Consider the following 26,066-nt stretch of genomic DNA (forward strand, 5'->3'; position numbering starts at 1 on the left):
CCTTTCTTATCTTCGATAGGTTAAAAAGCGTTCATACCAACTATCAATAAACTCTGCGGAGAATGGTCCTTTTCGCTGGCGTATCATATAAATTAAATAGTCTACGTTCTGTTTCAATATTGAATCGATGGCATCAGGGTAATTCATTTCTTTCCGATGCCTTTCATATTCATCCTCATCCAGCAAATTAAACGTCATATCTGGGAATACTTTAATGTCCAGGTCATAATCAATGTATTTTAATGCTCCGGAATCATATGTGAACGGAGAACTGATATTGCAATAATAATAAACCCCGTCCTCTCTTAACATACCGATAACATTAAACCAATACTTTGAATGAAAATAGCAAATCGCCGGCTCTCTTGTAATCCAGGTCCTTCCATCTGATTCCGTCACCATAGTACGGTCATTTGCCGCTATCATCAGATTTTGGGTCCCTTTTAAAACGGTTGTCTCTTCCCAGATACGATGGATATGTCCATTATGTTTATAGCTATGGATTTGGATTTTTCCTCCTTCGGCAGGAACAATCCCCATTTATCTCTCCCTACTTTCTATAGACACCCTGACAGCGTACTGTGCCCTATTCCGTTTGCAGTTATTGTGTGTATTTAAAAATATATACTTTTTTCCATTTACCCTATATTCCTATATTATAGCGATTTATTCATGAATTTAAAACAAAAGTGGCTAATCTCCCAGTGCAAATGTGTAAATAAGTCGAAAAAGTCTGACCCATCCACCCATTTTATCTTAGAAATTAGCCAATTATTTATTGTATTGCAGCCTGTTCTTGCTGAAAATAACGGATCACTTCTTCCGTTTGCCTCTCGAACATATCATGGATACTTTTCAATTCCTGCTTCTTGAGTTGAATCTCTTCCTGAATGGTGACTGCTTCACTCTCTTCTTGCAGGGCAAGGAGTTGCTTCTCTATATCCTGGCATCTCTCGATTTCGGATTGTAAAAGTAAAAGCTTATCCATCGTTTTCAACTGGTTGTTTATTAGCCGGTTAAATTCCTCCATGAATGCACCTTCCTAATCTGTATTTTTTCTATAGTATGTATATTCTATTTTATTCTGATATCTCCTTTGACATAAAATGTAAACACGATGAAACATTTGTCGAATTCAAAGGAAGCAAAAAAACGAAAGGCATCCTTCAAAAGAAGGACGCCTTTCGTTTTGTTATGGCAATTAGCCTTGGCTTTTATTGCTTTGAGATTTTTGGTTTTGTTGCTTCACTTGTTGAACGTTAGTTTCAGAAGCAAACTCAGTGCCGTATTGGCCTTGGCCCTTATTTTGCTGAGATTGAGCGTTTTGTTGCTTCACTTGTTGAACGTTTGTTTCAGAAGCAAACTCAGTGCCGTATTGGCCTTGACCTTGTTGAGATTGCGCGTTTTGTTGTCTCACTTGTTGAGCGTTAGTACCTGCTTGTGATTTATTATTGTTTTTAGCCATTGATATCACCTCCACGATAATAAGATAACCATTATCCGGAAGTGTTATCCAACTAAAAACATTTAAATTTTTCCAGTTATATTAAACAAGTAATGAAATGCCTCCATCAACTATAACGGTTTGTCCACGAATCATACTTGCCCCATCGGAAATTAAAAACAGAATGGTGCTCACCATATCCTCCACTTCGACCATCCGCCCAGCAGGAGTCTGTTCTGCCGCCTCAGCAAGCATTTCATCCCGATTCGGGAAAGACTTTAGGGCATCCGTATCGATCACACCGCCTGAAACGGCATTGACACAAATGTTTTTCGCAGCCAGTTCGACCGCTAAATATCTTGTCAGAGCTTCAAGCGCAGCTTTGGAAACACCCACAGCTGTATAATTTTTCAAATAGCGAATGGATCCAAGTGAACTGATGCTGACGATTTTCCCTCCGCCGTTCCTCTCCATTAGTTTCGCCGCTTCCTGTGCACAGAAAAGGAGCGCTTTCGTATTGATATCCATTGTCCAGTTCCAATGGGATTCTTCAAGCTCCATCAATGGGCGCTGTACTCCTGATGCCGCATTATTAATGAAGATATCCAAACGTCCATAAAAGGCATCGATTTCCTCAAACATGGTTTTCACTTTCGCGACGTCACCGACATTCGCCTTCACTACCAGAGCTTTACGCCCCAATGCTTCAATTTCGGCTGCCACTTCTAATGCTTTCGACTTGCTCCGGGCATAATTAATAACGAGGTCGTAACCTTCCTCTGCAAGTTTTATTGCCGTGCTTCTTCCTAAACCTTTGCTACTACCTGTAACGAGCGCCACTTTTTGTTCCATTCGTTTATTCATCCTTTCTGAGTAAACACCGAGTTTTAAAAATCATTTTTTTAAGGAGTGTTACTGTTATGTATGTTGGACGTGATATGACAGAGTTGTCGATGATGAAAAAATCGGATTGGGAAAATAGTGAACTTGCCTATTTTCATCACTCCCTTCAACAAATGGTACCTTATTTAAACCAAGAAGGACAGAGTATCCATAGTGAAATCGTCAAAGAAATTGAAAATAGAGGCGGACTTAGCAGACAGGAAGCCGATTATACTCATGGTACGAATACCATTTACGATTGATTTCATTATTGAATTTCAACAAAAAGAAGAGGATATCTTAGCGGATATCCTCGCAGACTGTAGTCAAACTCTCGATGAAAATGGAGTTTGACTACAGTTTTTTTGAGGGGTGTAAAATTCAAATGTTGCATTTTCACTCCAGACACTCGCTTTCCAATCATTTTTGTTTTAAAATCACGATTTTTTTGTACGATAGAATTACGATTCCACAAATCAGGGCTGTCCAAAGGAATGTCAACGAATAAACGGAAGGTGACATCACCTTACCGAATGCAGTTTCATTCTGTAATGCCCCTACTTGTTCCCAAGCATTTACTACGTCTGGTTTATACAGGGTTGTTTTTACAGCACCTACCAGAATCGCACTGCCCATATATAAAGCGTGTATGATGATAGAACCGATGAATGCTTGAATGACCACCTTCATTTCCCCACCTCCAATAACCTTATATTACCATATACCAAAACGTGTTTTCATAAAGGTAAACAAAAAAAGCATTTATTCAATACGTGCTTTTTCTTTGTAGGCTTTCATCATCTTTTGGTGGGAAACCGGAAATGCGAACTCCTCCATCTCTTCTTCACTAACCCACTTGAGCTGGTGTTCTCTTAACGTCTCTTCACTGATCTTTTCATTGACCATTCCCGTATACGTGTCCACTTTCCAAACAAGATGTGAGAAAACATGTTCAATTCTCACAAGAGATTCCGTGATTTCCGGTTTGACACCGTACATTTCCTGAAAACGACTCTCGAAGAATTCCCGCTTATGCAAAAGGGATGAATGGTTCTCGAAGTTCGGATATTCCCAAAGGTTAGCCAGCAATCCTTCAGATGCCCGCTTGTGAATTAAAACTTCACCCTTTTCATTTGTTAAAACGGCAGCCACAATGGGTACATCCCGCGTTTTTTTCTTTTGGATTTTAACAGGAAGTTCTGATTGAACCCCTGCTTCGAATGCAAGACAATGCCTTTGAACGGGACATAGCAGGCAGGCTGGCTTACCAGGTGTGCAGATTAATGCCCCCAGTTCCATCAGGGCTTGATTAAAGGCAGAAGTATGTTCATGATCGATCAGCTTTCTGACAGCAGCCTCAAATGTTTTTCTCGTCTTTGGCTTTGCAATGTCTTCATATATCATCAATATCCGCGATAATACACGCATGACGTTTCCATCGACAGCTGGCTCCGGCTTGCCATAGGCGATGCTTAGGATAGCACCAGCCGTATAAGGTCCAACCCCTTTCAATTTGGAGATTTCCTCGGGATCATCCGGCACGATCCCATTATAAGATGCCTTCACTTCCTGAACGGCACTTTGAAGATTCCTTACACGCGAATAATACCCAAGGCCTTCCCATGCTTTTAAGATTTTCTCTTCATCGGCATTGGCAAAATCCTCAAGTGTGGGGAACCATTCCACAAACCTGTTGAAATAAGGAATCACCGTATCCACTCTCGTTTGCTGAAGCATGATTTCAGAAACCCAAACACGATACGGGTCCTTATTTTCCCTCCATGGCAATTGTCTTTGTTCTTTTTGAAACCAGGAAACTAAATCTTGTTGAAATTCTTCAATTTTTATTTTTTCTATTGTCGGGATCATTATTTCTTTCAAATCAGTTCCTCCAAAAATGTTACACTCTTATCAAAAATGGGAATACCTATTATAAGGCATTCTTTTTTAAGTAATATGTTCACATCCATTTTTATTGTAATGGGTCACAAAAATAAATCAAATTATATTCATTTGATGGTTAATATATAAATACGGTATGATTAAAGAAGACCATTTTTTTAAATTGTGGCAGGGAGGTTAGATTTTTGGATACAGGTACTCACTTTGTCATGGGAATTGCTCTTGGAGGTCTTGCCACATTAGATCCTGTCATTGCGCAGAGCCCGATCACTGCAAGTGCAGTCATAGCAGGTACAATATTGGGATCACAAGCTCCAGACATTGACACCGTTCTAAAATTAAGGAATAACGCTGTATATATACGAAACCACCGTGGAATCACGCATTCCATTCCCGCTGTTTTACTTTGGCCCTTGATTATCAGCGGAGCTCTTTTTGCCATCATACCTGAAGCAAATTACCTTCATCTTTGGCTCTGGACCTTTATAGCTGTATTCCTCCATGTATTCGTGGATATATTCAATGCTTATGGGACTCAGGCCCTTAGGCCGATTTCGTCAAAATGGGTAGCTTTAGGGGTCATCAATACATTTGACCCGTTCATTTTTGGAATACATGTTGCCGGACTGATATTATGGGGCTATGGATTTCCCCCAGGCTATTTATTTCTCTCGATTTACGGAATACTCGTCATCTATTATATCTCTCGATTCAGGGAACAGGCTTTTATTAAACGAGCCGTTAAGCAGCAAATCCCGGGAGCAAGGAAAATCCTTTTATCACCGACCATGCGTTTTCACCGCTGGAAAATTGCCGTGATTACCGAAAAGAATTATTATGTGGCACGAGCCGATAATGGGCGTGTGACCATTCTTGATACGTTTGATCGAGTGCCATTGCCTGAAAGTGAAATTCTCGAAGTCGCCAAGAAGGATATCAACTTGGCAGCCTTTCTGTCCTTTTCTCCGGTTTACCGCTTTGAAATCGAACAAATAAAAGAATATTATGAAGTACGTTTTATCGATTTAAGATACCGCAGCAATGGGTACTACCCATTCGTGGCAGTCGTCCATTTAGACAACGATTTGAATATCTTGAATTCATATACAGGATGGATCTTTAGCGAAGCGAAACTGCAGAAGAAATTGAATATCATATTGTAGTCGCATACATTCGCATACATCGAAAAAAGGCTGATTCCAGGGAAACCCCTCTGGAACCAGCTTTTTTAATGCAATCGATTCTGCTGATTTAATAAATGTTGATATTTAGGATTTTTTGCAATGAACTCGTGGAATTGTTCACCATAATTATCAATCCAGGTCCTTACTACACGTGATGTCATTTCTTCCCCGGCATACTCATGTCCAGCTTTTGCATAGGTCGCTTCGAAATCTTCCCATAATAATTCCACCCAAGTCAAGGCTTGCTCATACGTGATGTGCTCATTTTTCTCAAGCAGTATCTTGGTTAATCTTTCATGGTAATCATTCATTAGAACCACCTCATTGCCAATATTTTTACAGACTGAACTATACTGTTCCTTACCCATACTAGTGATAAGCGGAAACGCTTCTTTCTTTAATCTGATGCTTGGAGGAGAAAAACTTGCGAAATAAACAAAAAGGATTCCCCAACCAAAACAACAATAAATTTCATGGCGAGCCTCGTGCAAAGGCAAGATATGCTTCAAAGCGTGCAGATGGCAGTATTAATACACACCCTCAAGAACGAATGAAAGCATCAAACGAGCGATCGAATTAACTTCAGGTGGAATCGGGGCTTTCCTCGGTTCCTTTTTATTTCAACATCGAAATGGGCAGTGCCTCTTCCTTTCCGCTTCCGCCTAAGCGGTAACCCCAGGCAAATACGCCATTCATATAATCAATTTTGAAATAGACACCGGGATCTCCATCTATTTGATAAATTTCACCTTTTTTGAAGTCATCCGGATTTAACAGATAGGCCTTGGCCATCGTCACTTTTCGTTCCAATACAGAAAATTCATTAACCATTCCCAATTGCTCAGCTTTTCTCGCCTTTTCCGTCAACGCTGCAATTTCCTGTTGTAATTCATAGGCAGATAACTTGCTGTATCTTATGTCGCTCATATATGGCTCCTTAAATGAAGAATTAATTTACTTCTATATTAAACAAAATTTTGTGATTTGGCTATCGATGTACTTAATCACTGTCGGGATTGGAAAGATAACGCTCAATTAATTCTATTGGAAAACCTTTTCGGTATAATGCTTGCTTCATCTTATGTTCATATTCGAAGCCTTCATGATTTTTGTAGCGGCGTTGCATTTTTTCAGCATGATGGCATAGCGAATCCCATTGTTCATCCTCATCCTTCTCAACTGTCACATCTTCAAGTGCTTCAAGAATGACATCTCTTGGGAAACCTTTTCGTAACAAAGTTTGTTCAAGCTTCTGCCTTAATGCCCGCTCCGAAATGTTTTTTTCCTTTTTGACAGATTTTCCAGCAAGTTTTCTTGCATGCTCAATTTGAATATCGTAGGGGTATTCCTTTAGTGCCTCGACAACCAATTTTTCTTGTATCCCCTTTTCCTTCAGCTCGAGCTTCAGGGTAGTGGGCCCTTTATTGCCTCCGTTCACATGGGTACGTACGTAAGCTTTGGCAAATTCAAGGTCATCTAAATAATTAAAGCTGTATAGCTTATGTATCGCTTCCTTTATGATCGGCTCTTCCGCGTCCTTCTTTCTTAAATAAAGGCGAATTTCCGATTCCGAACGCATTCGGTATGATAAATAATTAAGTGCATCGGTAAATGCTTTTTGGATTTCATCATGGAATTGTATTTCAGCTAATAGCAGGTCATCAAGTGCCGTACCCTTTTTCAAATGAAATTTCAATAGCACTTCTTCGTCCACACTGAAAGCATATTTTTCATCAACGAAAATGTTATAACGATCTTTACGTTTTTTTTGAGTTGTTATTTTTGTTATGTTTGGCATAAAATCCACCCCCACCCCTACTTTACCCCTTTACGTGTACCATTTCTATATATAGCATGTCTAAAAATGAAAAAAGCACATGGGCATGTTAAAGTGAAGGAAAGATAGGGAAAGGAAGTGGTTTTCATGAAAATAGCCATTGCTGGTGGAAGCGGTTTTGTCGGCACAGCCCTTATTGATGAATTATCAAAAGAAAATCATGATATATATATTTTGACACGTCATCCCGAAAAATTTAACAAACAGGAAAATTTGACATATATCGGCTGGTTGATCGAGGACGCTAAGCCGGAACTCCATTTGGCGGGACTCGATGTTTTCATAAATCTTGCTGGTGAATCATTAAGCAGCGGGCGTTGGACTCCTGAACGAAAACGGCGGATTGTCGAAAGCAGGGTCGAAGCTTCCAAAGAGATGAACCGGATCCTTTCCGCACTGCCCGATAAAGTGTCTGTCATCATCAATGCAAGTGCAATCGGATATTACGGTATTTCGGACCATGAAACCTTTACTGAAACCTCTGAATCCATCGGTGATGATTTCTTGAGCCGTACTGTTAAGCTATGGGAAAAGGAAGCGTCTAAATCCAGCCCATACAGTAAACGGGTCGTCCTTACAAGATTTGGTGTGATTCTGGGAGAAAAAGAAGGAGCATTGCCAATGGTGGCCCTTCCTTATAAACTTTTTGGCGGAGGAAAGATGGGCAAAGGGAATCAGTGGCTTTCCTGGATTCATATTCACGACGTGGTCCGTGCAATCGTCTTTTGCATGAACGATTCAAGAATCGAAGGCCCAGTCAATTTTACGGCACCAACCCCCGTTCCGATGGATACATTCGGTAAAACGATAGGTGCTGTATTGCACCGACCCCATTGGTTTTCTGTACCTCCCTTCATCCTCAAGACCATGATGGGGGAAATGAGTATACTTGTACTTGAAGGACAAAATGTCCTGCCCATTAAACTTAAAGAGGAAGGGTTCACGTTTTCTTTTCCAACCCTTAAAGATGCTTTACAAAATATCTTAAAAGGAGATTATCACGTATGAAAGTACCCTTTTAGGAAAAAATAGGGATATTAAGTGAAATGGAGATGATCTAATTGTCCAAAAAACACGAAAAAGAAAAAAGTAACTTAACGAGCACCCAAGCGATTCTTTATGCTCGGGAATTTAAAAGTGCAGATCGAGCTGGAGGATTTAGCGAGAAGAAATCCCGACGTTAAGTTTGGAGTTTTTTCCCGTACATTTTGATCAACCATTCAACACAAAATAAGCTAGAGATGATAAGTGTAATCATCTCTAGCTTATTTATTTTTATTCTAGGGGGCGCTAAAATGGGACGTAATAACATACATCATAATCGTGACAAAAACAAACAAAAACTTCCGCAAGTTCCTAAAAACCTGAAAAGTGACGGGCTTGACGTTGAATATTCTTCCGAACTGGCTGACCAGGAAGACATCGAGGCACAAGCCCGGGCAAATGCGGCAGACCGCCGTGCTCATAATCGCCGCCAATAAATAAACAAAGGGGCTGTAAAACAGCCCCAATTATCTTCTTATACACAACGTTTATCCACACCCCTGTGTATATTGTGGATATATTCTGAAAATACTGACAAGGAGTAGGTACAATTACTCGCCTTACTAACATGAAAATAATGTTATTTCTGGATAACCCTGTGGATTATGTGGATAAAGGATGTATGCCGCTGATTACGCTATACTTATGTTGTGGATAACTTTTCACTTTCCCTGTTTGATTCGATAGGATTATTATTCCCAATTTACTAAAGCATCAATTGTGACCAGCTGCTGTGATATCCCTTTTTACGGATTTTTGGTGAATTGAATGATTGCCCTTACTTACCTTCCCCCCTCAATAGAATGGGTTCTCGGTAATGTTGTATGCCAAACAATTAACCAACCAGTCAATATAAAGTCAAACCTATACCCTCGCCATTAAAGGAAGTTCCACAAACTTTTGTCATCAGCCATTCCTTCCAACTGTTTACGAAGCAAGAATTTTTGAATCTTACCACTTGCGTTCCGAGGCAACTCATCACAGAAGATATATTTTCTTGGACGTTTATAATTAGCCAGTGTATTACTGTTCTTACACCAGGCTTCTAAATCGCTTTCCCTCAATGCTTTATCTTTAGCTACGATGAATGCTGTTACCAGTTCCCCCCATTTATCATCGGGCTGACCAAGCACTGCACAGTCGAGAATGCCTTGATGCTCATAAAGAGTGTCTTCGACTTCACGCGGATACACATTTTCTCCTCCGGAGATAATCATGTCGTCCACTCGGTCCTTGACCCACAGATATCCATCTTCATCCAGAAAACCGATATCACCAGAATGGTACCAGCCTTTGTAAAGCGCTTTTTCCGTCTCTGCATCTTTTTGAAAGTAACCTTTCATGATACATGGACCTTTCACAAGAATTTCCCCTGTTTCACCAGGCTCCAGCTTATCCTCGGGATCCGCTGGCCCTTCGTCATTGGGACGGGCAATGATGATGTCATGATTGGAGCATGCTTTGCCGGCAGACCCCGCTTTTCTAATTTGATCATCTTCCAATAGGAGAGTGATGGCTGGACCCATTTCCGTCATTCCGTATGCTTGGATGAACTGGATGCCCAGTTTCTCCTGACATGCACGTACAAGTGTTGGCGCCATTGGAGCCGCTCCATAAAGCCCTAGTTTCAAACTTTGGAATTTATACTCATCCAGGTTTTCTTGAATGAGCATGTTCCACATCGTAGGTGCAGCAAATAACTTGGTGATTCCCTCGGATTCAATTAGTTCCATTACCTTTTTAGGATTAAACTGATGCAGTAAGACATTCGTGGCACCAACCTGTACGCGAGGTAAAAAGGAACAGTGCAGTTCTGCACAATGAAACATCGGTGCAGTAATCAAACCGATATCTGAACGATCATACTTCATTGCCTCAATTAATATCTCAGATTGTTTGACCATATCTTTATGAAGGTGAATGACACCTTTTGGACGTCCGGTTGTCCCGCTCGTATACATGATGGCATAAACATCATCCTCGTGAACGTCCACCTCAGCGGGCTGTGATGAGACACTAGCCATTTTTTGGCGGTAGCCTTTGGCATATCCAGGCACATGATCATCAATATACCAGAAAGCCATTTCTGGGAATCGCTTTTCAACATCGGCAATATTCGATTCCAACTCCTGTTCGAATAAAACGACCTTTGGGGCTGCGTCACTTAAGATGAAGGCCAGCTCTTCTGCCATTAAGCGGAAGTTGATTGGATTGAAGATTGCGCCGATTTTTGCACAGGCAAAAAATGCGGTGGCAAGCTCTTCATTGTTGTAAAGGTAGGTAGAGACCCTGTCCCCTTTTCGCACTCCTTCCGCTTGAAGGGCCGCCGCCAGTCTATTCACCTGGTCATTCCACTGAATATACGTATAGCGGATATTTCTTCTCACGTCGTAGATAGCTTCTTTAATGGGGAATTTCTGAACCGTCTGATCAAAGATATTTTTAATCGTTACTGACATATCATTATCCTCCTCAAGTAAACCCACCATCAACGGAATGAGTTCACGTCAGCCTGCCGATGGTAAGGTCTTTATCCTTTTTCAGCTTTTACTTTCGTGCGAATTACAAATGTTCATAACCAGACAGTCCCTTTTCAGTCCAATCTTTCAATGATGGTGGCATTCGCCATGCCGTGGCCCTCACACATTGTTTGCAGCCCATAGCGGCCGCCAGTTCTTTCTAACTCATGAATCATTGACACCATTATTCGGGCACCACTGCCGCCAAGAGGATGCCCTAAAGCAATCGCCCCGCCATTTGGATTAAGCTTCTTAGGATCTGCCCCCGTTTCTTTTAGCCAGGCAATCGGTACAGGAGCGAAAGCCTCATTCACTTCAAAGATATCAATATCATCAATGGAAAGTCCTGCTTTTTCCAAAGCTTTATGAGTGGCGGGAATCGGGCCCGTCAGCATCAGGGTGGGATCTGACCCAACAACAACCCGTGTATGCACTTTAAATCGCGGTTTCAATCCAAGTTCTTCCGCTTTTCTGCGCTCCATCAATAATAAGGCGGCGGCACCATCACTGATCTGGCTTGAGTTCCCGGCATGAATTAAACCGTCTTCTTGAAAAACCGTTTTCAACCCTGCGAGTACTTCAAGCGTAGTTCCAGCCCTTGGCCCTTGATCTTCTGTAACTTCCATATGATTTCCTTCTTTATCGGTACCCGTTAATGAGATCATTTCACGGTTGAAATGGCCTTCTTTTTGAGCACGAATTGCTTTAGCGTGACTTTCGACGGAAAACTGATCACATTCCTCACGTGTGATTCCCCACTTGTCCGCGATTCTTTCTGCTGATAAACCTTGGTTGATCACCTCATAGTTGTCTAAATACTTCTGACTTGTTACAGCTCCTTGATAATTTGACCCCATAGGGACCCGGGACATGTTTTCCACTCCCCCTGCCACGACCACATCCATGTCCCCTGACAAAATGGCTTGGGAAGCGAAATGTACAGCCTGCTGACTTGACCCGCATTGACGATCAATCGTCGTTCCCGGCACTTCAATCGGATAACCGGCAATCAGTGCAGCAACGCGTGCTATATCACCGGCCTGTTCCCCAGACTGTGAAACACACCCTAAAATGACATCATCGACAAGAGCAGGATCAATGCCCGCCTTTTCGATCAGCTTCCTCAATACTTCCCCGGCTAGATCATCTGGGCGAATGTCTTTCAAGACACCGTTCCTTCTTCCGACTGGAGTGCGAATGCCTTCAACGATAACCACTTCACGCATATACTCTCTCCCCTTCTCATCCTGTTTTTATTAAAGCCCAAGGTTCTTAGCGATGATTTTCTTCATGATTTCATTTGTTCCCGCATAGATGCTTGCCACTGGTACATCCCGATACCTTCTGGCAATCTTGTATTCTTCCATATATCCATATCCGCCGTGTAGCTGCATACATTCAATGGATATTTTTCTCGCAGTCTCCGTCAAACGCCATTTTGCCATCGACACGTCTGTAACGACCTGTTCACCCGCCATATGCATGGAGATCAATTGATCAAGGAACACACGCCCCATTTTGATTTCAGTTGCCATTTCGGCAATTTTGAATTGTGTATTTTGAAATTGACTCACGGATTTTCCGAACGCTTCCCTGCTTTTCACGTATTCAATCGTATCGGCAAGCATATCCTCAGATGCCGTTTGGGCACAAATCGCTACGACAAGGCGTTCCTGCTGCAATTTCTCCATTAAATAGGTAAAACCCTTGCCTTCTTCACCAAGCAGATTTTCCTTTGGAACACGACAATCCTCAAAAATGAGTTCTGCTGTATCCTGACTGTGTAAACCAAGCTTCTTCAGTTTTCTTCCCCTGGAAAATCCGGGTGTATCCCTTTCAACCACGACTAAGCTTACGCCTTTATGCTTCGGAACTGCACTTGGATCCGTTTTGCAAGCCACGATAACTAGATCCGCGTGTATTCCATTTGTAATGAATGTCTTTTGGCCATTTAATATGTAGTGATCTCCATCCAAAATCGCAGTCGTTTTAATGTTGGCCAAATCCGAACCTGTTCCAGGCTCTGTCATGGCGATGGCTGTAATGCTTTCCCCTGACGTACATTTTGGAAGCCAGCGCTGTTTCTGCAACTCATTTCCGTAAGCGGCAATATACGGAACAGTAATGTCACTGTGAAGCCCAAAACCTATGAAACCAGAACCCACTCTTTCTAATTCTTCATTAATTATGACCGCAAAGCCCCAATCTACCCCGGAGCCCCCATACTCTTCTTCAAGGTCTGGACATAAAAAGCCCTGCTCCCCCATCTTCACCCAAAATGAACGGGGAATGATCCGTTCTTCCTCCCATCGTTCATAGTGTGGAACCGCTTCTTTCTCTAAAAACTTTCGGAATGACTTACGGAATATCTCATGTTCTTCACTAAGATATGGATGTTTCATCTGTTTTATCTCCTCTGCATGCTTTGTCATATCGCCTCCCCATTGATGGGACGCCTCTTATTCATGAACTTTATCGATCTCATAATCTTTCCCGAATGGAATGGACTCTTATCTTGGTGACATCCGAATGGCGCCATCCAGCCTGATCGTTTCCCCGTTCAGCATTGGATTCGTAATGATGCTTTCCGTCAGTTTCGCGTACTCTTCGGGATACCCGAGCCTTGATGGAAATGGCACGGTTTTACCTAATGACAGCCTCGCTTCTTCAGGCAATGAATCGAACATCGGAGTGTGGAATAAACCCGGTGCAATCGATACGACACGTATCCCTTTGGTGGCAAGCTCCCTCGCAATCGGCAGGGTCATCCCGACTATTCCTCCCTTGGAGGCACTATATGCGGCCTGTCCGATTTGTCCTTCAAAGGCAGCTACGGAAGCTGTATTGATCATGACCCCACGCTCCCCCTCATGGTTCGGTTCGTTCTCGACCATTTTTTCAGCTGCAAGACGAATCACGTTGAATGTACCGACCAAATTGATTGCTACAACCTTTGAGAACGCTTTCAATTCATGTGTACCTTTTCTCCCTATGACCTTCTCTGCAATCGCAACACCCGCACAGTTGATGACTGCATTGATGCTCCCGAATCTTTCAATTCCTTTTTTCAGCCCTTCCCTTACACTATCTTCACTTGTTACATCCGTTTTGACAAACAGAACTGAATTTCCCAATTCATGGGCCATTTTAGCCCCTTTTTCTTCCGAGAGGTCAAATATGATAGCTTTTCCACCTTTATTAATGATATTTCTTACCGTCGCCGCTCCGAGACCTGAAGCCCCACCTGTCACTACTGCTATGGTTTCTTTAATATCCAAATCCTCACCTCATTTGTTTCGTCTAGTATATATATTCATCCTTCACTATCATCAAAACCTATTTTCAATATTAATTTCTCTGCTTGCTGTCTTATCGTTTGCCTTCAAATCATGAAGGGCATCAGTAAAGCCTTTGATCATCTGTTCAAAATCCTGCTTCAATCCATCCAGTTCTTTAATGCGCTCATTAATTTCGTTTAATTTCTGTCCTGCTGTATCAATCGTTTTTTCCAATTGCTTAATGCCTGTCCTATCCTTATCGAATAACAGAACGATTTCCTTTATTTCCACTAATGAAAACCCATACTTCTTACCGCGCATGATGATTTTGAGTTGTGCGTATTCTTTCTTTCCATAAACTCTATTTCCTGATTCAGTACGCTTTGGCCTAAGCATCCCCAGCTCCTCATAATACCGGAGAGTCCTAGTTGTCAATTCGAATTCTTTTGCTAACTCAGAAATGGTATACATGTTAAAACCACACTTTGCAAAGGGATTAATTACCTATATCTTAACATTGACGTGAACGTAAACTTCAATGATTATTCACAAAATTTCTAATATATGAAACTATATGAAAGATTCAAAATGATATACTAAGGGTATAATCTATAAAAGAAGGGAAGGATAAAATCATGTTCTGTTCAAAAATATTAGTTGCTTATGATGAATCTGAATTGGCACTTAAATCTTTAGAAAAAGCAATGGAATTGGCGAAGCAGGATCCAGCTATTGAAATCCAGGTGCTTCACGCTGTTACACTTCCAATCAAACCGAATATATATGGTAATGCTTTTCAGGAGATTGAAGAATCCATGCTCAAATATGGCAATGAAGTGATTAAAAAAGCGGAAGCACTATTGTCCGAAATCCCGAATGCATCCCAAACATTTGTCGTAGAGGGTTCAGCCATCACGACTTTATTGGATCATGTTAAATCCCAGAATTGCGACCTTATCATTATGGGCAGTCGCGGATTGAGTGGTTTCAAGGAATTCCTTGGGAGCGTGAGCCACTACATCGTCCAACATTCTCCTGTGCCTGTCTTATTAGTTAAATAGAATGAACGTCAAGTCATATTATCGCCTGCCAATTTAAAGAAGCTGTGTTCCCCTTTGGAGTCAGCTTCTTTAAGCTCGTCTAAAACATAAGGTACATTCAATCAAAACTTCTCATGTTTTACAAACGCTTCTGTTTACAGGTAAAATAAAAGTAATTTTAATGAGGATAACAGGTGAAGCGATGGATATTAAGCATTTGCAATACTTTATAGAGGTAACCAATTTTAATAGCTTTACTCGGGCAGCCGATCATTTGTTCATTACCCAGCCGACCATCAGCAAGATGATTAAAAATTTGGAAACCGAACTAGGTGTTGAACTTTTTGATCGTTCACGTAAGCAATTGATCCTAACCGATGCAGGCAGGGTTGTCTTAGAGCAGGCAAAATTGATAGATAAGGCCTTTCACAATTTAGAAACGGAAATGGACAATTTATTAGGTTTGCAAAAGGGACATATACGCATCGGATTGCCGCCAATCATCGACGCTTCTTTCTTCCCCCGAATTCTTAGTCATTTTCATGAGGACTATCCCAATATAACCTTTCAATTAATGGAGGATGGTTCAAAAAAGATTGAAGAATCCGTCCAAAATGACCTAATTGATATAGGCGTAATAGTCCTGCCTACCAATACTACAATTTTTCATCATTTTGCCTTTTTAGAAGAAGATATCAACTTGATTGTGCATCCCTCCCATCCGCATGCTTGTCTGGAAGAAATCGAGTTGTCTGCCCTGGAAAATGAGTCTTTCATCTTATTCAATAAAGATTACGTTCTAAGAGACTTGATCATTTCATCCTGTAATCAAGCTGGTTTTTCTCCACATATCATTACGGAAAGCTCACGCTGGGATTTTATTGAGGAGATGGTTTATTGTAAACTTGGCATTGCTCTTTTACCAGAAAGTTTATGCCGTCACAATGAACGAGTGAGGTCCATCAAGGTTAAAAACCCCTCCATTAGTTGGAATTTGGGACTCATTTGGAGTAAGGAGCATTACCTTTCATGTGCTGCAAAGGAATGGCTGAAATATATGAAGGAAGCGTTGACTCATAAAAAGTGATTCCTTCTGTTGGTGTAAGCACTATCATAGATGTAGGTTATGAACATGATAACATCTATCCATTTTACAATACCAAAAGGCGGGGTTAGACTTGGTATGAGCAAAAAGGACGGTAAATGCTAATGGATCCTTATTTTTAGAAAGGAAATATGTATGATCACTTTATCTAGTGTTGTTGAGTTACAGGCAACCAAAGCAGCTTTGGAGAAAATTAAATTTTCATACCCCGAACTATTTAATAAATTACTCCATGTCGTTGCCTTAACACGAGCTTTTCAATTTAAATATCAATTTATGGGCACATTGATCATGGATGAAAACCCTAACGAATACACCCCTGAATTCGTTATGCCCTCCGTTATCCACTTATATATAGAGGAAGTTCAAAAGTTAAAGGATGATCCGAATATCCCGGTCTTACTCCAGGCCGTCTCCCAAAATAAAAATATTGGATATGCAAAAATCAGTATGCTTGTGCTCGGTAAAAGCCCTGAATCGCTTTCAGGCTCTTCATATATTAAATGAAGCCCTGATATGTTCCTAAAAAAAACCTCCATTGACGGAAGGTTTTTTTCTTTCATGCAAAATTAAAGTACTTTGCTCAAAAAGGCTTTGGTTCTTTCCTGCTGCGGATTATCAAAAATCTCACTGGGGATATTCTCTTCAATAATATAACCTTCGTCCATGAAAATCACACGATCCCCAACTTCCTTTGCAAATCCCATCTCATGGGTCACCACGACCATGGTCATACCTTCCTTAGCCAACTGCTTCATAACCTCAAGCACTTCACCGACCATTTCTGGATCTAGAGCGGAAGTTGGCTCGTCGAACAACATGATTTTAGGTTCCATCGCTAACGCCCTAGCAATTGCCACGCGTTGCTTTTGTCCCCCGGATAGTGAATCCGGATATGCTTTCGCTTTCTCGGCAAGCCCCACTTTCTTAAGCAATTCCATGCCTTTTTGGGATGCCTGTTCTTTGGAAACCTTTCTCACTTTTAATGGCGCAAGCATAATATTCTCAAGTACAGTCTTATGGGGAAATAAGTTGAAATGCTGAAATACCATGCCAACTTCCGTTCGGACTTTATTGATATTGACCTTCTTGTCTGTCGTATCAAGTCCTTCTATGTAAATATGACCACCCGTTATGGTTTCTAGTTGATTGATACACCTGAGGAAGGTAGATTTACCCGACCCAGAAGGACCAATTACCACGACTACTTCCTGAGGGGAAACGATTGCATTGATATTTTTCAATACTTCGTTATTCCCGAATGACTTCTTTAGATTCTCGACCTTGATCATTCTGTTTTCAACCTTCTTTCGAGTCTATTTAATACGAAACTTAAAATGAGTGTCAGGAATAAATAGATGAAGGCACACGCCAAATATGGCTCCCACACTTTAAAATACTGACTCCCCATCGCTTTTCCCCAATACATTAATTCCGGGGCTGCAATGACACACAATAAGGAGGAATCTTTTAATAATACGATGAATTCATTTCCTAGCGGCGGGATCATTCTTTTGAAAGCTTGAGGTAATACAACATGAATCATGGTTTGAGCATGGGTCATTCCCAAAGAACGGGACCCTTCCGTTTGTCCTTTATCGATGGATTGGATGCCCGCACGGAATATTTCCGCAATATATGCCGCTGCATTTAAAGATAACGCAATGACCCCGGCGGCTACTGCATTCGTTTCCCCGGTAAAAAAGGGCACCACTCCAAAATGAATTAAAAAGATTTGGACTAAAAGCGGAGTTCCGCGAAAAACCGTGACATAACAATAAAATGGAAATGCAAGCACTTTGTTCCTTATGATTTTCCCTAAGCCTATCAATAACCCCAAAAAGGTTCCGATGAGGATGGAGGAAACCGACAGCCCTATAGTAAGCAATGTTCCTTTTAATAAGAAAGGAGCATATTCAAAAATAATATCCCAGCGAAAACTCATTCCGTTCCCCTCCTAAAGGCCAAAAAAACTGCGTAACTTCAAACGTAAAGTCACGCAATCTTTTACTATCCACTTGTTTTATTTTATTGTTGTGCTTTCAATGTTTCGATATCCGGATCAGTACCAAACCATTCTTTATAAATTTCTGCATATTTCCCATTTTCATAAATGGCATTCACGGCTTTATCGAACTCCGATTTCAATTCACTGCCTTTAGGGAACATTAGACCATAGAACTCCTCATTGAAACTTTTGCTATCTTCGACGACTTTCAGTTTTTGATCGGGGTTATTTTTCACATATTCCTCAACAACCGTATTATCGGCTACGACCGCTGCAGCTCCACCCTGTAATAATTCCTGAATGGCCAGGTTATTATTTTCGAATTTTTTGATGTCTTTGTGATTCTTGCCTATCAGTTTCTCTACCGCTTCCTGTCCAGTTGTGCCAGTCTGAACGGCAATGACCTTACCTTTCAATTCATTTCCTGATTTTATATCACTTTTCTCAGGAACGAGAATCTTGTTTGTGGATAAGAAATATGGAACCGAGAAATCATACGTTTGTCTTCTTTCGTCATTCACCGTAATGGCAGATATTGCGACATCCGCTCTTTTAGATTCGATTTCCACAAAAATCGGATCCCATCCAACGCTTTCCAATTTAACATCATAACCGGCTTCTTTTGCAACAGCTTTGATGAAATCAACATCGAATCCTACAATCTTATCGCCTTCAAGAAATTCAAATGGAGCATAATTCGCGTCCGTTACGATCCTGAGTGTTTTTCCATCTGATCCTTCTTCTTTACTTTCTTTACCAGTTGTCGAGACTTCTTTATCCTTCCCGCAACCTGTCATGACGAGTAACAAAGAAGCTATCATTGCAAACATTAAAAAAGAAACCTTTTTCAAATTAATCCCCTCTTCTCTCTCGTAAACTCTCATTTTTTAAAAAAACAGATAAATCTAATTTTAGAGAACATTCAGTATTTTCATTTAAAAATATTATACGTTTTTTTGTTTTTTTATGCAATAAAAAGTCGTCAAATAACTTTAGTAAAATAAAATTTTACTCAATTAACTTGGTAAATCAAAAACGCAAGCATGCTCTAACAAGTAAATCTATAGAATTTCACCTCTTGATAGAATTAATCGATATTATATTAAAAACAGATGGTGGCAACTTTCCAAAGGTTTAATGGAACAAAAAATAAGCAGCGGCCCCGCTAAAGGGGCCGCTGCTTAACTAATCTTTATGTGACTTCCTTATTCCCCTCTTCAATATCTAACATATCCAACAGGAAGATGAAGATCGGTATCCCGATGATCAAGCCCCATATCCCAAGGAAATGCTCGGAGAACAGTAAAATGATAAAGGTGAAAAACGTTGGAAGATTTGTTTTTGCCGACATGAATTTCGGATTTAAAATATAGCTTTCAAGTGCATGGATCACAACAATCATAATTAACACAGCAATCACTTTTGGCATGCCGCCGATACTATAGGCAATCATGCTAAGTGGAACAAGGGAGATGATGACCCCTGCAACCGGGATTAAACCCAGAAAGAAAATCATGATCCCTAGACCCAGTAACTGTGGGAACCCAAGTATCCATAAAAAAGCTACTGATAGGACGGCATTTGTAAGGGCTATTAAGAACTGTACCTCTATCACTTTTCCGAATGAATTGATGAATATAATGCCAAAGTGGCCTAAGTTTAAGAAAAAAGATTTAAATTTGGCCCGCTTGAATTTAGAAGTGAAGCGAATGATTTTATCCTTTTCCAATAAGAAAAATAGACTAAGCAACATGGAAATGAAAATTTGAAATGCCAGTTTACCGAAATCGGATAGATAAAGGTAGAGTGTATTCATCTGTGTTTGAAGATCGAGCGGCGATTCCTGCTCGTTTATTAAACCAATGGCATATTGAATGACCCTACTATCTGGTGGATGTTGAAAGAAGAAAACAATCTGTGTGACTAATTCCGTGAATTGCAGCGTAATGACCGGTAAATATTTGTAAAGAACAATGGCTAAACAAGAAATGACGATTACGTATAAAAAGCTTATAACAACTTTAGAGTTGATATGCATCACTTTGTTCAGCCGAATCATGATAAATTGCTCCAGCCTTCCCATTAGGAAAGTGAAAACAAATGTGAACAACACAATATTAACCATACTTCCGATGCTTATTAATAAGAGGACTAACACAATCAATGTAATTAACCTTGAAAAACCTTCACTTTGTAAATACTCTTTTACCACTTACCTATCTCCTAACTACCATTCTGCCGTGATAATTCCTTCTACTTTTTATTTTACACGGAATTGTAGGTTTCTACTACAAATACCTTCCATTGACAACAAATTTATTTGAATGATCATTAAGCACTATGATGCGGACGTTAGTTAATACCTTCTTAGCATCCACGTTCATTCGTATATGAAAAAAGCATCTGCCAATTGGCAGATGCTAATCTTCATCCTTTACATCGATATCTTCTGGAATGGGTTCGTTATAATAATCCGCTAATTGCTTTTTATATTTCTCCATTTGCTCAAGATGAGTATTAAACTGCTCTTTAAAAATCAAATGCTGCTCACCGTCATGAACGGTGCGAATTTTATTCTGAACGATCAAACTTTTTATATAAGATTCCGGCATCGATAAATATTCCGCAGTCTCTTTTACTGTCAAGTACATGCCTTCACCCCTTTTGCTTAACTATACTAGATTAGAGGCATAATTTGAAGTGCTTGACCTCAGCGACTTATTCACCTTTCCCTGCTAAGCATGTATGATACCAGCTTAATTGGTAACTTCCTGAACTGATAAGATATGACTTTACCTTTATAAAAACAAAGAGCGTGTTCCAAAAGTAAACTTTTGGAACACACTCATCAATCTATCTATGATACAAATTTTATTCCCATGTTTCTAGTAAAGCATTCGCATCAGCATTTAGATTTGCCTTCACATCATCGTCAATATATTTATCATTTGCCTTTTTGTTTAAAAGTTTCAGGAAGTCTTTCATTTCCTTGACTGCTTGCTTGTCGTTGCCTTTATCCAGTTGATGTTTGGCTTGGTCTAGATGCTTGCTTAATTGGCCTGCTAATCGACGATCGATTGCACCATCACCTGCATACGTACCAACAAGTTTTTCAATGGATTCAATACTAGTCGTGACCACTATCTTCAAAGGGTTCGATGTAACGATATAACCATTCAAACTAACTTTTACATAGACGATCGCCTTTCCTGGATCATGAGCAGTGATGACTCCATCCTTTATCGAAATTACTTTCTTGTTGCTGCTCACATACTTGATAGTTGCTCCGCTTAAATCTGCTGCTTTCCCATTACTATATTTTCCGCTGATATTTAAGTCTGTCGTCTCGGTTCGGAGCAGTTTCGATCGCTTGGTCTTTAAGGCAACGGAATCTAGTCCTACAACCTTTATTGTATAGGTATCATTTATTTCAGGGTTACTTACCAGTGTGGCTTTTACAACTACAGTTCCCTTTTCTTTTGCAGTTACTAGGCCTGTTTTCGAAACACTAGCGACTTCTCCTCCCCTTTCGATCGACCATGTTACTGACTTATCAATCGCATTAACTGGGAGTACTTTTGCTGCTAATTGAAGCGTTCCACCCTTTGTACGAATTTTCGCAGTTCCATCTTTGGCCGTGATTTCCAGGGAAGTACCATTCGATGGTTTTTGAACAGTTACAACACTTGATACTTCATGACCATCGATAGTTGCTTTAATAGTAACGGTTCCTACTGCTTTTCCAGTTACCATACCTTTCGAATTTACAACTGCAACATCTGTATTGTCAGAGTTCCAATTGATTTTATTTGTATAATTAGCTGGCTTTACAGTTGCATTGAATTGAAACGTTTCTCCTACATTCACGATTGCATTTGAGTTCATGGTTAATTTCGTTGCAGGTACGGTTGGTGCAATTGGATTTGGAATATCTGCCTTATACAAAGTTAAATGGTCCAAATTCACATTACCAATACTGCCATTATCAATTCGATAACTAATTACGTTTTTACCTTTCTTTAAGCCCAAACGTTCAGAGGCAGTAAACCATTCATCCCAGCTGATTGCCGTTTTATCCGGTGTAATTGTTTTTACATGCATACCATTTACATATACATTGATTTTTGCTCTTGCAGGCAATTGTGTCTGAGGTCTATCTGTAGATTCTCCTTCCACTTGTACACCATATGCATATCTCACGCCTACGATATAGTCACCTGCTTTTTCTGCATTAACGACAAAACTTGCTTCAGCACCTGGTTTTTCTGGCAAGTTAATATAACCAGTTCCTTGATAATTTGCATGGCTATTGTCTATTTTAATATCACCATAGTGAATGGCATCTTCCCCTTGATACATATCACCTTGCCCTAAATCACCTGAAGGCAATTCCTGCCATTCATAGGGAGAAACAGGTTGGCCAAAATTAGGTGTACCATCTTCATTCCACCCAAATTTCTTAATGCTTACTTGACGCCACCCATTAATCCCAGTATCTTGATATACTCGTGAATGATAAATCATCCAATCTTCCAAACCATCTGCCGATTTTACAAAGCCTGCTCTGGCAGGACCAGATACATCACTGGTAGATACAAAAACATCATTTGTACGCGTCCAAGAATCCTGGTTTAAGATATCCCCATCTGTATTCGTAAAATAAGATAAACGATAATCATTTCCTGCAAAGTTACCTTCTGACATTGTGATAAATACTTTTCCATCTTTTTGTAATACACGAGGACCCTCCCCGCCGCCGCCTGGTAAGAAAGAGCGATCTGCTGAAATCGTATAAGGGTTATCCATTGGAGCAATTGCCGGTCCGATTGGCTCTCCGGAACCCAAGGTACCCCATACAGCATATAGTTGTCCATTATAGTCAAATACCGTTAAGTCTTTTGCTTGTTTATAATCGCCATTTTCACCTAGATATAAGGCGCCTTTATCCACATATTCCCCTTGGGGATCATCGGTAACCGATTCCAAAACCGTCCCCATATGTTTGTAATCATATTCTTTTAAGTCAGCACAGTAATAAATATACCATTTGCCATCAAAGAAGAAGATTTCTGGAGCAAAAATACGAGTTTGTGTTCCTTGGGAATCAAATACCATTACCTTTTCCCCCTGGTCTGTCAGGGTACGCGATTTGGATACATAAACTTTATTGTTACTTTGTCCGTAAAGTTTTTCAATAAATAATCTATCTTTTGAATTTCTGCTGTCAATTCAGCTTTTTTCATAGTAATAAGTTTCTCTATCGGCAGGAAAAGTGCAGATTCTGGAACGACTTCTTTAACCTGACTTGCACTTTCCCATTTCATACGAAGCCAAGAACCGCCCCATCCTTGTAAATATTCAACTTTAATATCATAATGTTTTCCTGCTTCCAAAGAAACGGGAGTACTTACTTGTTCTTTTTCCCACTCTTGCTTCCAAAAATCTATAATCAATTCACCGTTAATCCAGAGTCTGAATCCATCATCGCCCTCCATGGAGAAGGTATAGTCTTCTGTAAATTCCGGTACTATTGTACCTGTAAAACGAGCAGTATTAAAATCGGGTGTTCCTGAAAATTCATTAAAAATGTCGATAAAAGAATCACCATTTAAATTTGCAACGGCTCTTTCACCTCGTTTATCATCGAACTTAAATACACTAATATCATTTCGATTATCAGGGTTTTTTTCAACTTTAAAGAATTCACCCAGCAATCCGTGACCATCCATAGTCGGATCTGCAGCCCGAACGTTCATGGGTAGGTTAATGATGCTTGCAAAAAGGATGATTGCCAAGAGTATTCCTAACACCCTGTTCATAATGATTCCTCCTATATGCCAATTCAGCTTTTTTTATCCCCAATTAGGGAAGTGGATACTTGATTTCACGCTTTTCTTGTTATCTATTGACAGGGATACACTGAAGATACTTTCATTTCTTGGTGCCACATTTTCCTAGGCAAACCTGTATATCTTGTTGTCATCCGTTCAATAGAGATGATCATGATGACCCTGGTGTAATATTTGCAATTGAAAAAACTAGGCAAACAAGTTCTTTAACAATGAACCCATTAGATTTTTTTCGTCCAATTTACTACCCCTCCCATAATTTTAATGACCATAGAAAAACGAAATGCACCATTTACAAACTCACTTCCGGTCATTTACCCATGCTAAAAACCTGTTAAAGTATCTGACTTTCTTCATCATACAGATTTTAATAAAAAATGTATTTATAATAAAACATGTCTTTTTGTAATTTTCAGTTTTATTTTAATGTATTGTCCTTTTTAGCAACTTTTCCCCAAGATCATCTTACAAATTCTATCCTAATATAAGGCATCTTTTTTAGGGGACTTACTGTTTCCTATGCGATTCTTAAAGGATAAGGAGACAGGACAATCAGTTTACAAATACTTTATATGCCCAACATTTCAAACGAAGATTTTAAGCTGCCTTCAAGCAAAGAGCATGTTCTGCCTACACACCATATGGCTGATAAATCACAGTAATATCTTACAATCCCTCCCAATAACATGTAAGATAATGTTAAAGTAATCTATCCATAGATTAAGAGGAGTGGACAAAATGACCTTCTTTTATGTCATTCTTGCAGCAATTTTTGCTATCTTTCTGGTCACTTTAGTGAAGCGGCAAAGTGAGCCGGCTAAATTAGAACGCTATCAACATGAATTCCGTAAATTTCATGCGGAAACTTTAGATTTGCAAGCAACGGAAATCGTTTCAGAAGAATTGATTGAAAAGCTTAACAAAGCACTGGATTTCGATTATATGGAAAAGGTCAATACTGAATTCCGGCAGAAGCATCCCAGGGAATCGCAGATAAAGGTCAATCAGACTTGGCGTGAATTGAAACGCTACTTGATTATGGCTGCCGTGTTTGGAAAAGTTGAAATGTTTAATTCAGGCATTGATGAGCTGTGGCATATCATGCTGAATTATAGACAGGAATATGATGAGTTTTGCCAGGCTTTCATTGGCAGGACCATTCAGCACCATCCTCATTCAGAACCCGCTTTCAAACCCGAAGAGCGCACTCTTTTTGACTTTTACTATGTTCAGCTATTTACGGTGGACTCCCCTTCCCTTCAAAAATGGGGCAAGTTTTTCAAACATGATAAAGGGCAAACGCTTCTCCGCGATTTTGAAACGTTGGAGCTTGAGCAGTTAAAAGAGAAATATATGCGGAAACCGACAAGTATACAAGCGGAACGGACCTTTGAATCTTTCACTTCCCAATTTAAAGAAAATCGCCCCATGACAGAATTGAATTGGCGGAAAACGTACGATCAGACGGACTACGCAGCTCCTGCCTATTTCACTTATGCAAGCACCGATGATTTTGACAGCGAATTTAAAGATATTTTCGGAAATGAATCGAACACAGTTTCCTCTGGATCCGGCCATGTCGGTCATGGTGACCATAGCAGTTCCCATGACAGCAGTTCTGATTCCTCATCTAGCTGTTCTTCATGCAGTTCTTGCTCGTCTTGAGCTCCACAAGAAACGCTTGGAATGCCCAAGCGTTTCAATTTGATGCGATGGATGATAATGAGTTACGAAAATTCAGACCAGTTTTTGTATATGCAAATTGGGAAATAGAAATTCATGATTGGCCAGAGGAAATAAAAAAATAGAAGAAGAGAAAGAGAGCTTTTAAGTGCTCTAAGTTTGTAGACAAAAGGAGTTCCATCTAAATTTCAAAACAAGAATGGAATGGGTGTGCGAGACTCCTGCGGGAAGAGCGCGTCCATGGGAGACCCCGCAGGAGCCATGGTCGCCGAGGGCTGACCGCCCAAGAAA

At 40.2% G+C, this 26,066-nt stretch carries 31 protein-coding genes; 10 read left to right on the forward strand and 21 right to left on the reverse strand.

What is annotated here, in order from left to right; all coding sequences use genetic code 11:
• Positions 1-6: 6 nt before the first annotated feature.
• From LQ203_RS15460 to fabL, 4 genes are all read right to left on the reverse strand, one after another.
• Positions 7-540: a DUF402 domain-containing protein gene (locus LQ203_RS15460; protein WP_230159266.1), complete on the reverse strand. Its 534-nt coding sequence runs from the start codon at positions 538-540 to the stop codon at positions 7-9.
• Positions 541-775: 235 nt separating this feature from the next.
• Positions 776-1,030 (reverse strand): YgaB family protein, encoded by a 255-nt coding sequence (locus tag LQ203_RS15465; RefSeq protein ID WP_230159267.1) that lies wholly within the window; start codon positions 1,028-1,030, stop codon positions 776-778.
• A gap of 171 nt (positions 1,031-1,201) precedes the next feature.
• Positions 1,202-1,465: a gamma-type small acid-soluble spore protein gene (locus LQ203_RS15470; protein WP_230159268.1), complete on the reverse strand. Its 264-nt coding sequence runs from the start codon at positions 1,463-1,465 to the stop codon at positions 1,202-1,204.
• Positions 1,466-1,546: 81 nt separating this feature from the next.
• Positions 1,547-2,296 carry an enoyl-[acyl-carrier-protein] reductase FabL gene (gene fabL / locus LQ203_RS15475; RefSeq protein WP_230159269.1) on the reverse strand — a complete coding sequence of 250 codons (750 nt, stop codon included), beginning with the start codon at positions 2,294-2,296 and terminating at the stop codon, positions 1,547-1,549.
• Positions 2,297-2,364: 68 nt separating this feature from the next.
• On the opposite strand from fabL, the gene LQ203_RS15480 reads away from it, so the two are divergent.
• On the forward strand, positions 2,365-2,589 hold the full coding sequence (locus LQ203_RS15480) for a hypothetical protein (protein WP_230159270.1): 225 nt from the start codon (positions 2,365-2,367) through the stop codon (positions 2,587-2,589).
• Between the two features lie 157 nt (positions 2,590-2,746).
• On the opposite strand, the gene LQ203_RS15485 is transcribed toward LQ203_RS15480, so the two are convergent.
• Both LQ203_RS15485 and mutY read right to left on the reverse strand, forming a co-directional pair.
• Positions 2,747-3,016 (reverse strand): hypothetical protein, encoded by a 270-nt coding sequence (locus LQ203_RS15485; RefSeq protein WP_230159271.1) that lies wholly within the window; start codon positions 3,014-3,016, stop codon positions 2,747-2,749.
• Between the two features lie 72 nt (positions 3,017-3,088).
• Positions 3,089-4,207: an A/G-specific adenine glycosylase gene (gene mutY, locus LQ203_RS15490; RefSeq protein WP_230159272.1), complete on the reverse strand. Its 1,119-nt coding sequence runs from the start codon at positions 4,205-4,207 to the stop codon at positions 3,089-3,091.
• A gap of 206 nt (positions 4,208-4,413) precedes the next feature.
• Here mutY and LQ203_RS15495 point away from each other — a divergent pair, with 206 nt between their 5' ends.
• Entirely contained in the window at positions 4,414-5,391 is a 978-nt protein-coding gene (locus LQ203_RS15495) for a metal-dependent hydrolase (protein WP_230159273.1), read from the forward strand.
• A gap of 65 nt (positions 5,392-5,456) precedes the next feature.
• Here LQ203_RS15495 and LQ203_RS15500 read toward each other — a convergent pair whose 3' ends face one another.
• Entirely contained in the window at positions 5,457-5,723 is a 267-nt protein-coding gene (locus LQ203_RS15500) for a YfhJ family protein (RefSeq protein WP_230159274.1), read from the reverse strand.
• Positions 5,724-5,836: 113 nt separating this feature from the next.
• On the opposite strand from LQ203_RS15500, the gene LQ203_RS15505 reads away from it, so the two are divergent.
• Positions 5,837-5,992: a small, acid-soluble spore protein K gene (locus LQ203_RS15505; RefSeq protein WP_098370608.1), complete on the forward strand. Its 156-nt coding sequence runs from the start codon at positions 5,837-5,839 to the stop codon at positions 5,990-5,992.
• A gap of 35 nt (positions 5,993-6,027) precedes the next feature.
• On the opposite strand, the gene LQ203_RS15510 is transcribed toward LQ203_RS15505, so the two are convergent.
• Together LQ203_RS15510 and recX are read right to left on the reverse strand one after the other, a co-directional pair.
• Positions 6,028-6,339 (reverse strand): YfhH family protein, encoded by a 312-nt coding sequence (locus LQ203_RS15510; RefSeq protein WP_207439844.1) that lies wholly within the window; start codon positions 6,337-6,339, stop codon positions 6,028-6,030.
• 73 nt (positions 6,340-6,412) lie between these two features.
• Positions 6,413-7,210, reverse strand: a complete 798-nt coding sequence (recX, locus tag LQ203_RS15515; protein ID WP_230159275.1) for a recombination regulator RecX — start codon at positions 7,208-7,210, stop codon at positions 6,413-6,415.
• A gap of 126 nt (positions 7,211-7,336) precedes the next feature.
• Between recX and LQ203_RS15520 the strand changes: the two genes are divergently transcribed.
• The 3 genes from LQ203_RS15520 (at position 7,337) to LQ203_RS15530 (ending at position 8,730) form a co-directional block, all read left to right on the forward strand.
• Positions 7,337-8,257 carry a TIGR01777 family oxidoreductase gene (locus LQ203_RS15520; RefSeq protein WP_230159276.1) on the forward strand — a complete coding sequence of 307 codons (921 nt, stop codon included), beginning with the start codon at positions 7,337-7,339 and terminating at the stop codon, positions 8,255-8,257.
• A gap of 53 nt (positions 8,258-8,310) precedes the next feature.
• The gene (locus LQ203_RS15525) at positions 8,311-8,433 is read left to right on the forward strand and encodes a YfhE family protein (protein ID WP_230159277.1); all 123 of its coding nucleotides are present in this window, start codon (positions 8,311-8,313) and stop codon (positions 8,431-8,433) included.
• A gap of 111 nt (positions 8,434-8,544) precedes the next feature.
• The gene (locus LQ203_RS15530) at positions 8,545-8,730 is read left to right on the forward strand and encodes a YfhD family protein (RefSeq protein WP_230159278.1); all 186 of its coding nucleotides are present in this window, start codon (positions 8,545-8,547) and stop codon (positions 8,728-8,730) included.
• A 441-nt stretch (positions 8,731-9,171) separates the two neighbouring features.
• On the opposite strand, the gene LQ203_RS15535 is transcribed toward LQ203_RS15530, so the two are convergent.
• The 5 genes from LQ203_RS15535 to LQ203_RS15555 all read right to left on the reverse strand — a co-directional run bounded on the left by LQ203_RS15535 (position 9,172) and on the right by LQ203_RS15555 (position 14,561).
• Complete coding sequence (locus LQ203_RS15535) at positions 9,172-10,752, reverse strand: fatty acid--CoA ligase (protein WP_230159279.1); 1,581 nt, start codon at positions 10,750-10,752, stop codon at positions 9,172-9,174.
• 134 nt (positions 10,753-10,886) lie between these two features.
• Positions 10,887-12,038, reverse strand: coding sequence for a thiolase family protein (locus tag LQ203_RS15540; protein ID WP_230159280.1), 1,152 nt, complete (start codon positions 12,036-12,038; stop codon positions 10,887-10,889).
• Positions 12,039-12,068: 30 nt separating this feature from the next.
• Complete coding sequence (locus tag LQ203_RS15545) at positions 12,069-13,214, reverse strand: acyl-CoA dehydrogenase family protein (RefSeq protein WP_230159281.1); 1,146 nt, start codon at positions 13,212-13,214, stop codon at positions 12,069-12,071.
• Between the two features lie 108 nt (positions 13,215-13,322).
• Positions 13,323-14,090 carry a 3-hydroxyacyl-CoA dehydrogenase gene (locus tag LQ203_RS15550; RefSeq protein ID WP_230159282.1) on the reverse strand — a complete coding sequence of 256 codons (768 nt, stop codon included), beginning with the start codon at positions 14,088-14,090 and terminating at the stop codon, positions 13,323-13,325.
• A gap of 51 nt (positions 14,091-14,141) precedes the next feature.
• Entirely contained in the window at positions 14,142-14,561 is a 420-nt protein-coding gene (locus LQ203_RS15555) for a MerR family DNA-binding transcriptional regulator (RefSeq protein WP_230159283.1), read from the reverse strand.
• 164 nt (positions 14,562-14,725) lie between these two features.
• On the opposite strand from LQ203_RS15555, the gene LQ203_RS15560 reads away from it, so the two are divergent.
• From LQ203_RS15560 to LQ203_RS15570, 3 genes are all read left to right on the forward strand, one after another.
• Positions 14,726-15,151, forward strand: a complete 426-nt coding sequence (locus LQ203_RS15560; protein WP_230159284.1) for a universal stress protein — start codon at positions 14,726-14,728, stop codon at positions 15,149-15,151.
• A 181-nt stretch (positions 15,152-15,332) separates the two neighbouring features.
• The gene (locus LQ203_RS15565) at positions 15,333-16,217 is read left to right on the forward strand and encodes a LysR family transcriptional regulator (protein WP_230159377.1); all 885 of its coding nucleotides are present in this window, start codon (positions 15,333-15,335) and stop codon (positions 16,215-16,217) included.
• A 153-nt stretch (positions 16,218-16,370) separates the two neighbouring features.
• Positions 16,371-16,742, forward strand: a complete 372-nt coding sequence (locus LQ203_RS15570; RefSeq protein WP_230159285.1) for a hypothetical protein — start codon at positions 16,371-16,373, stop codon at positions 16,740-16,742.
• A gap of 62 nt (positions 16,743-16,804) precedes the next feature.
• Here LQ203_RS15570 and LQ203_RS15575 read toward each other — a convergent pair whose 3' ends face one another.
• From LQ203_RS15575 to LQ203_RS15605, 7 genes are all read right to left on the reverse strand, one after another.
• Entirely contained in the window at positions 16,805-17,527 is a 723-nt protein-coding gene (locus LQ203_RS15575; protein ID WP_230159286.1) for an amino acid ABC transporter ATP-binding protein, read from the reverse strand.
• Entirely contained in the window at positions 17,524-18,180 is a 657-nt protein-coding gene (locus LQ203_RS15580; RefSeq protein ID WP_230159287.1) for an amino acid ABC transporter permease, read from the reverse strand. Before LQ203_RS15580 ends, LQ203_RS15575 begins: the two co-directional genes overlap by 4 nt.
• An 83-nt stretch (positions 18,181-18,263) precedes the next feature.
• Positions 18,264-19,094 carry a basic amino acid ABC transporter substrate-binding protein gene (locus tag LQ203_RS15585; RefSeq protein ID WP_230159288.1) on the reverse strand — a complete coding sequence of 277 codons (831 nt, stop codon included), beginning with the start codon at positions 19,092-19,094 and terminating at the stop codon, positions 18,264-18,266.
• Between the two features lie 341 nt (positions 19,095-19,435).
• On the reverse strand, positions 19,436-20,455 hold the full coding sequence (locus LQ203_RS15590; protein ID WP_230159289.1) for an AI-2E family transporter: 1,020 nt from the start codon (positions 20,453-20,455) through the stop codon (positions 19,436-19,438).
• Between the two features lie 208 nt (positions 20,456-20,663).
• Positions 20,664-20,894, reverse strand: a complete 231-nt coding sequence (locus tag LQ203_RS15595) for an excisionase family DNA-binding protein (RefSeq protein WP_230159290.1) — start codon at positions 20,892-20,894, stop codon at positions 20,664-20,666.
• Positions 20,895-21,114: 220 nt separating this feature from the next.
• The gene (locus LQ203_RS15600) at positions 21,115-23,358 is read right to left on the reverse strand and encodes a family 43 glycosylhydrolase (RefSeq protein ID WP_230159291.1); all 2,244 of its coding nucleotides are present in this window, start codon (positions 23,356-23,358) and stop codon (positions 21,115-21,117) included.
• A 20-nt stretch (positions 23,359-23,378) separates the two neighbouring features.
• On the reverse strand, positions 23,379-24,062 hold the full coding sequence (locus LQ203_RS15605; RefSeq protein ID WP_230159292.1) for a PA14 domain-containing protein: 684 nt from the start codon (positions 24,060-24,062) through the stop codon (positions 23,379-23,381).
• 768 nt (positions 24,063-24,830) lie between these two features.
• Here LQ203_RS15605 and LQ203_RS15610 point away from each other — a divergent pair.
• Positions 24,831-25,757, forward strand: coding sequence for a hypothetical protein (locus LQ203_RS15610; RefSeq protein WP_230159293.1), 927 nt, complete (start codon positions 24,831-24,833; stop codon positions 25,755-25,757).
• Positions 25,758-26,066 lie beyond the last annotated feature (309 nt).

The sequence above is a fragment of the Peribacillus sp. Bi96 genome (genome assembly GCF_918698115.1).
In the GTDB taxonomy this organism is placed as follows: Bacteria; Bacillota; Bacilli; order Bacillales; family DSM-1321; genus Peribacillus.

Coding starts and splice junctions, on each gene's coding strand:
- LQ203_RS15560 (WP_230159284.1), top strand. CDS start 14,726: ATGTTCTGTTCAAAAATATTAGTTGCTTATGATGAATCTGAATTGGCA.
- LQ203_RS15465 (WP_230159267.1), bottom strand. CDS start 1,030: ATGGAGGAATTTAACCGGCTAATAAACAACCAGTTGAAAACGATGGAT.
- LQ203_RS15520 (WP_230159276.1), top strand. CDS start 7,337: ATGAAAATAGCCATTGCTGGTGGAAGCGGTTTTGTCGGCACAGCCCTT.
- LQ203_RS15500 (WP_230159274.1), bottom strand. CDS start 5,723: ATGAATGATTACCATGAAAGATTAACCAAGATACTGCTTGAGAAAAAT.
- LQ203_RS15605 (WP_230159292.1), bottom strand. CDS start 24,062: ATGAACAGGGTGTTAGGAATACTCTTGGCAATCATCCTTTTTGCAAGC.
- LQ203_RS15535 (WP_230159279.1), bottom strand. CDS start 10,752: ATGTCAGTAACGATTAAAAATATCTTTGATCAGACGGTTCAGAAATTC.
- fabL (WP_230159269.1), bottom strand. CDS start 2,296: ATGGAACAAAAAGTGGCGCTCGTTACAGGTAGTAGCAAAGGTTTAGGA.
- LQ203_RS15540 (WP_230159280.1), bottom strand. CDS start 12,038: ATGCGTGAAGTGGTTATCGTTGAAGGCATTCGCACTCCAGTCGGAAGA.
- LQ203_RS15470 (WP_230159268.1), bottom strand. CDS start 1,465: ATGGCTAAAAACAATAATAAATCACAAGCAGGTACTAACGCTCAACAA.
- LQ203_RS15565 (WP_230159377.1), top strand. CDS start 15,333: ATGGATATTAAGCATTTGCAATACTTTATAGAGGTAACCAATTTTAAT.
- LQ203_RS15575 (WP_230159286.1), bottom strand. CDS start 17,527: ATGATCAAGGTCGAGAATCTAAAGAAGTCATTCGGGAATAACGAAGTA.
- LQ203_RS15510 (WP_207439844.1), bottom strand. CDS start 6,339: ATGAGCGACATAAGATACAGCAAGTTATCTGCCTATGAATTACAACAG.
- LQ203_RS15580 (WP_230159287.1), bottom strand. CDS start 18,180: ATGAGTTTTCGCTGGGATATTATTTTTGAATATGCTCCTTTCTTATTA.
- LQ203_RS15600 (WP_230159291.1), bottom strand. CDS start 23,358: ATGGTATTTGATTCCCAAGGAACACAAACTCGTATTTTTGCTCCAGAA.
- LQ203_RS15555 (WP_230159283.1), bottom strand. CDS start 14,561: ATGTATACCATTTCTGAGTTAGCAAAAGAATTCGAATTGACAACTAGG.
- LQ203_RS15460 (WP_230159266.1), bottom strand. CDS start 540: ATGGGGATTGTTCCTGCCGAAGGAGGAAAAATCCAAATCCATAGCTAT.
- LQ203_RS15570 (WP_230159285.1), top strand. CDS start 16,371: ATGATCACTTTATCTAGTGTTGTTGAGTTACAGGCAACCAAAGCAGCT.
- LQ203_RS15545 (WP_230159281.1), bottom strand. CDS start 13,214: ATGAAACATCCATATCTTAGTGAAGAACATGAGATATTCCGTAAGTCA.
- recX (WP_230159275.1), bottom strand. CDS start 7,210: ATGCCAAACATAACAAAAATAACAACTCAAAAAAAACGTAAAGATCGT.
- LQ203_RS15485 (WP_230159271.1), bottom strand. CDS start 3,016: ATGAAGGTGGTCATTCAAGCATTCATCGGTTCTATCATCATACACGCT.
- LQ203_RS15595 (WP_230159290.1), bottom strand. CDS start 20,894: ATGTACTTGACAGTAAAAGAGACTGCGGAATATTTATCGATGCCGGAA.
- LQ203_RS15530 (WP_230159278.1), top strand. CDS start 8,545: ATGGGACGTAATAACATACATCATAATCGTGACAAAAACAAACAAAAA.
- LQ203_RS15480 (WP_230159270.1), top strand. CDS start 2,365: ATGTATGTTGGACGTGATATGACAGAGTTGTCGATGATGAAAAAATCG.
- LQ203_RS15610 (WP_230159293.1), top strand. CDS start 24,831: ATGACCTTCTTTTATGTCATTCTTGCAGCAATTTTTGCTATCTTTCTG.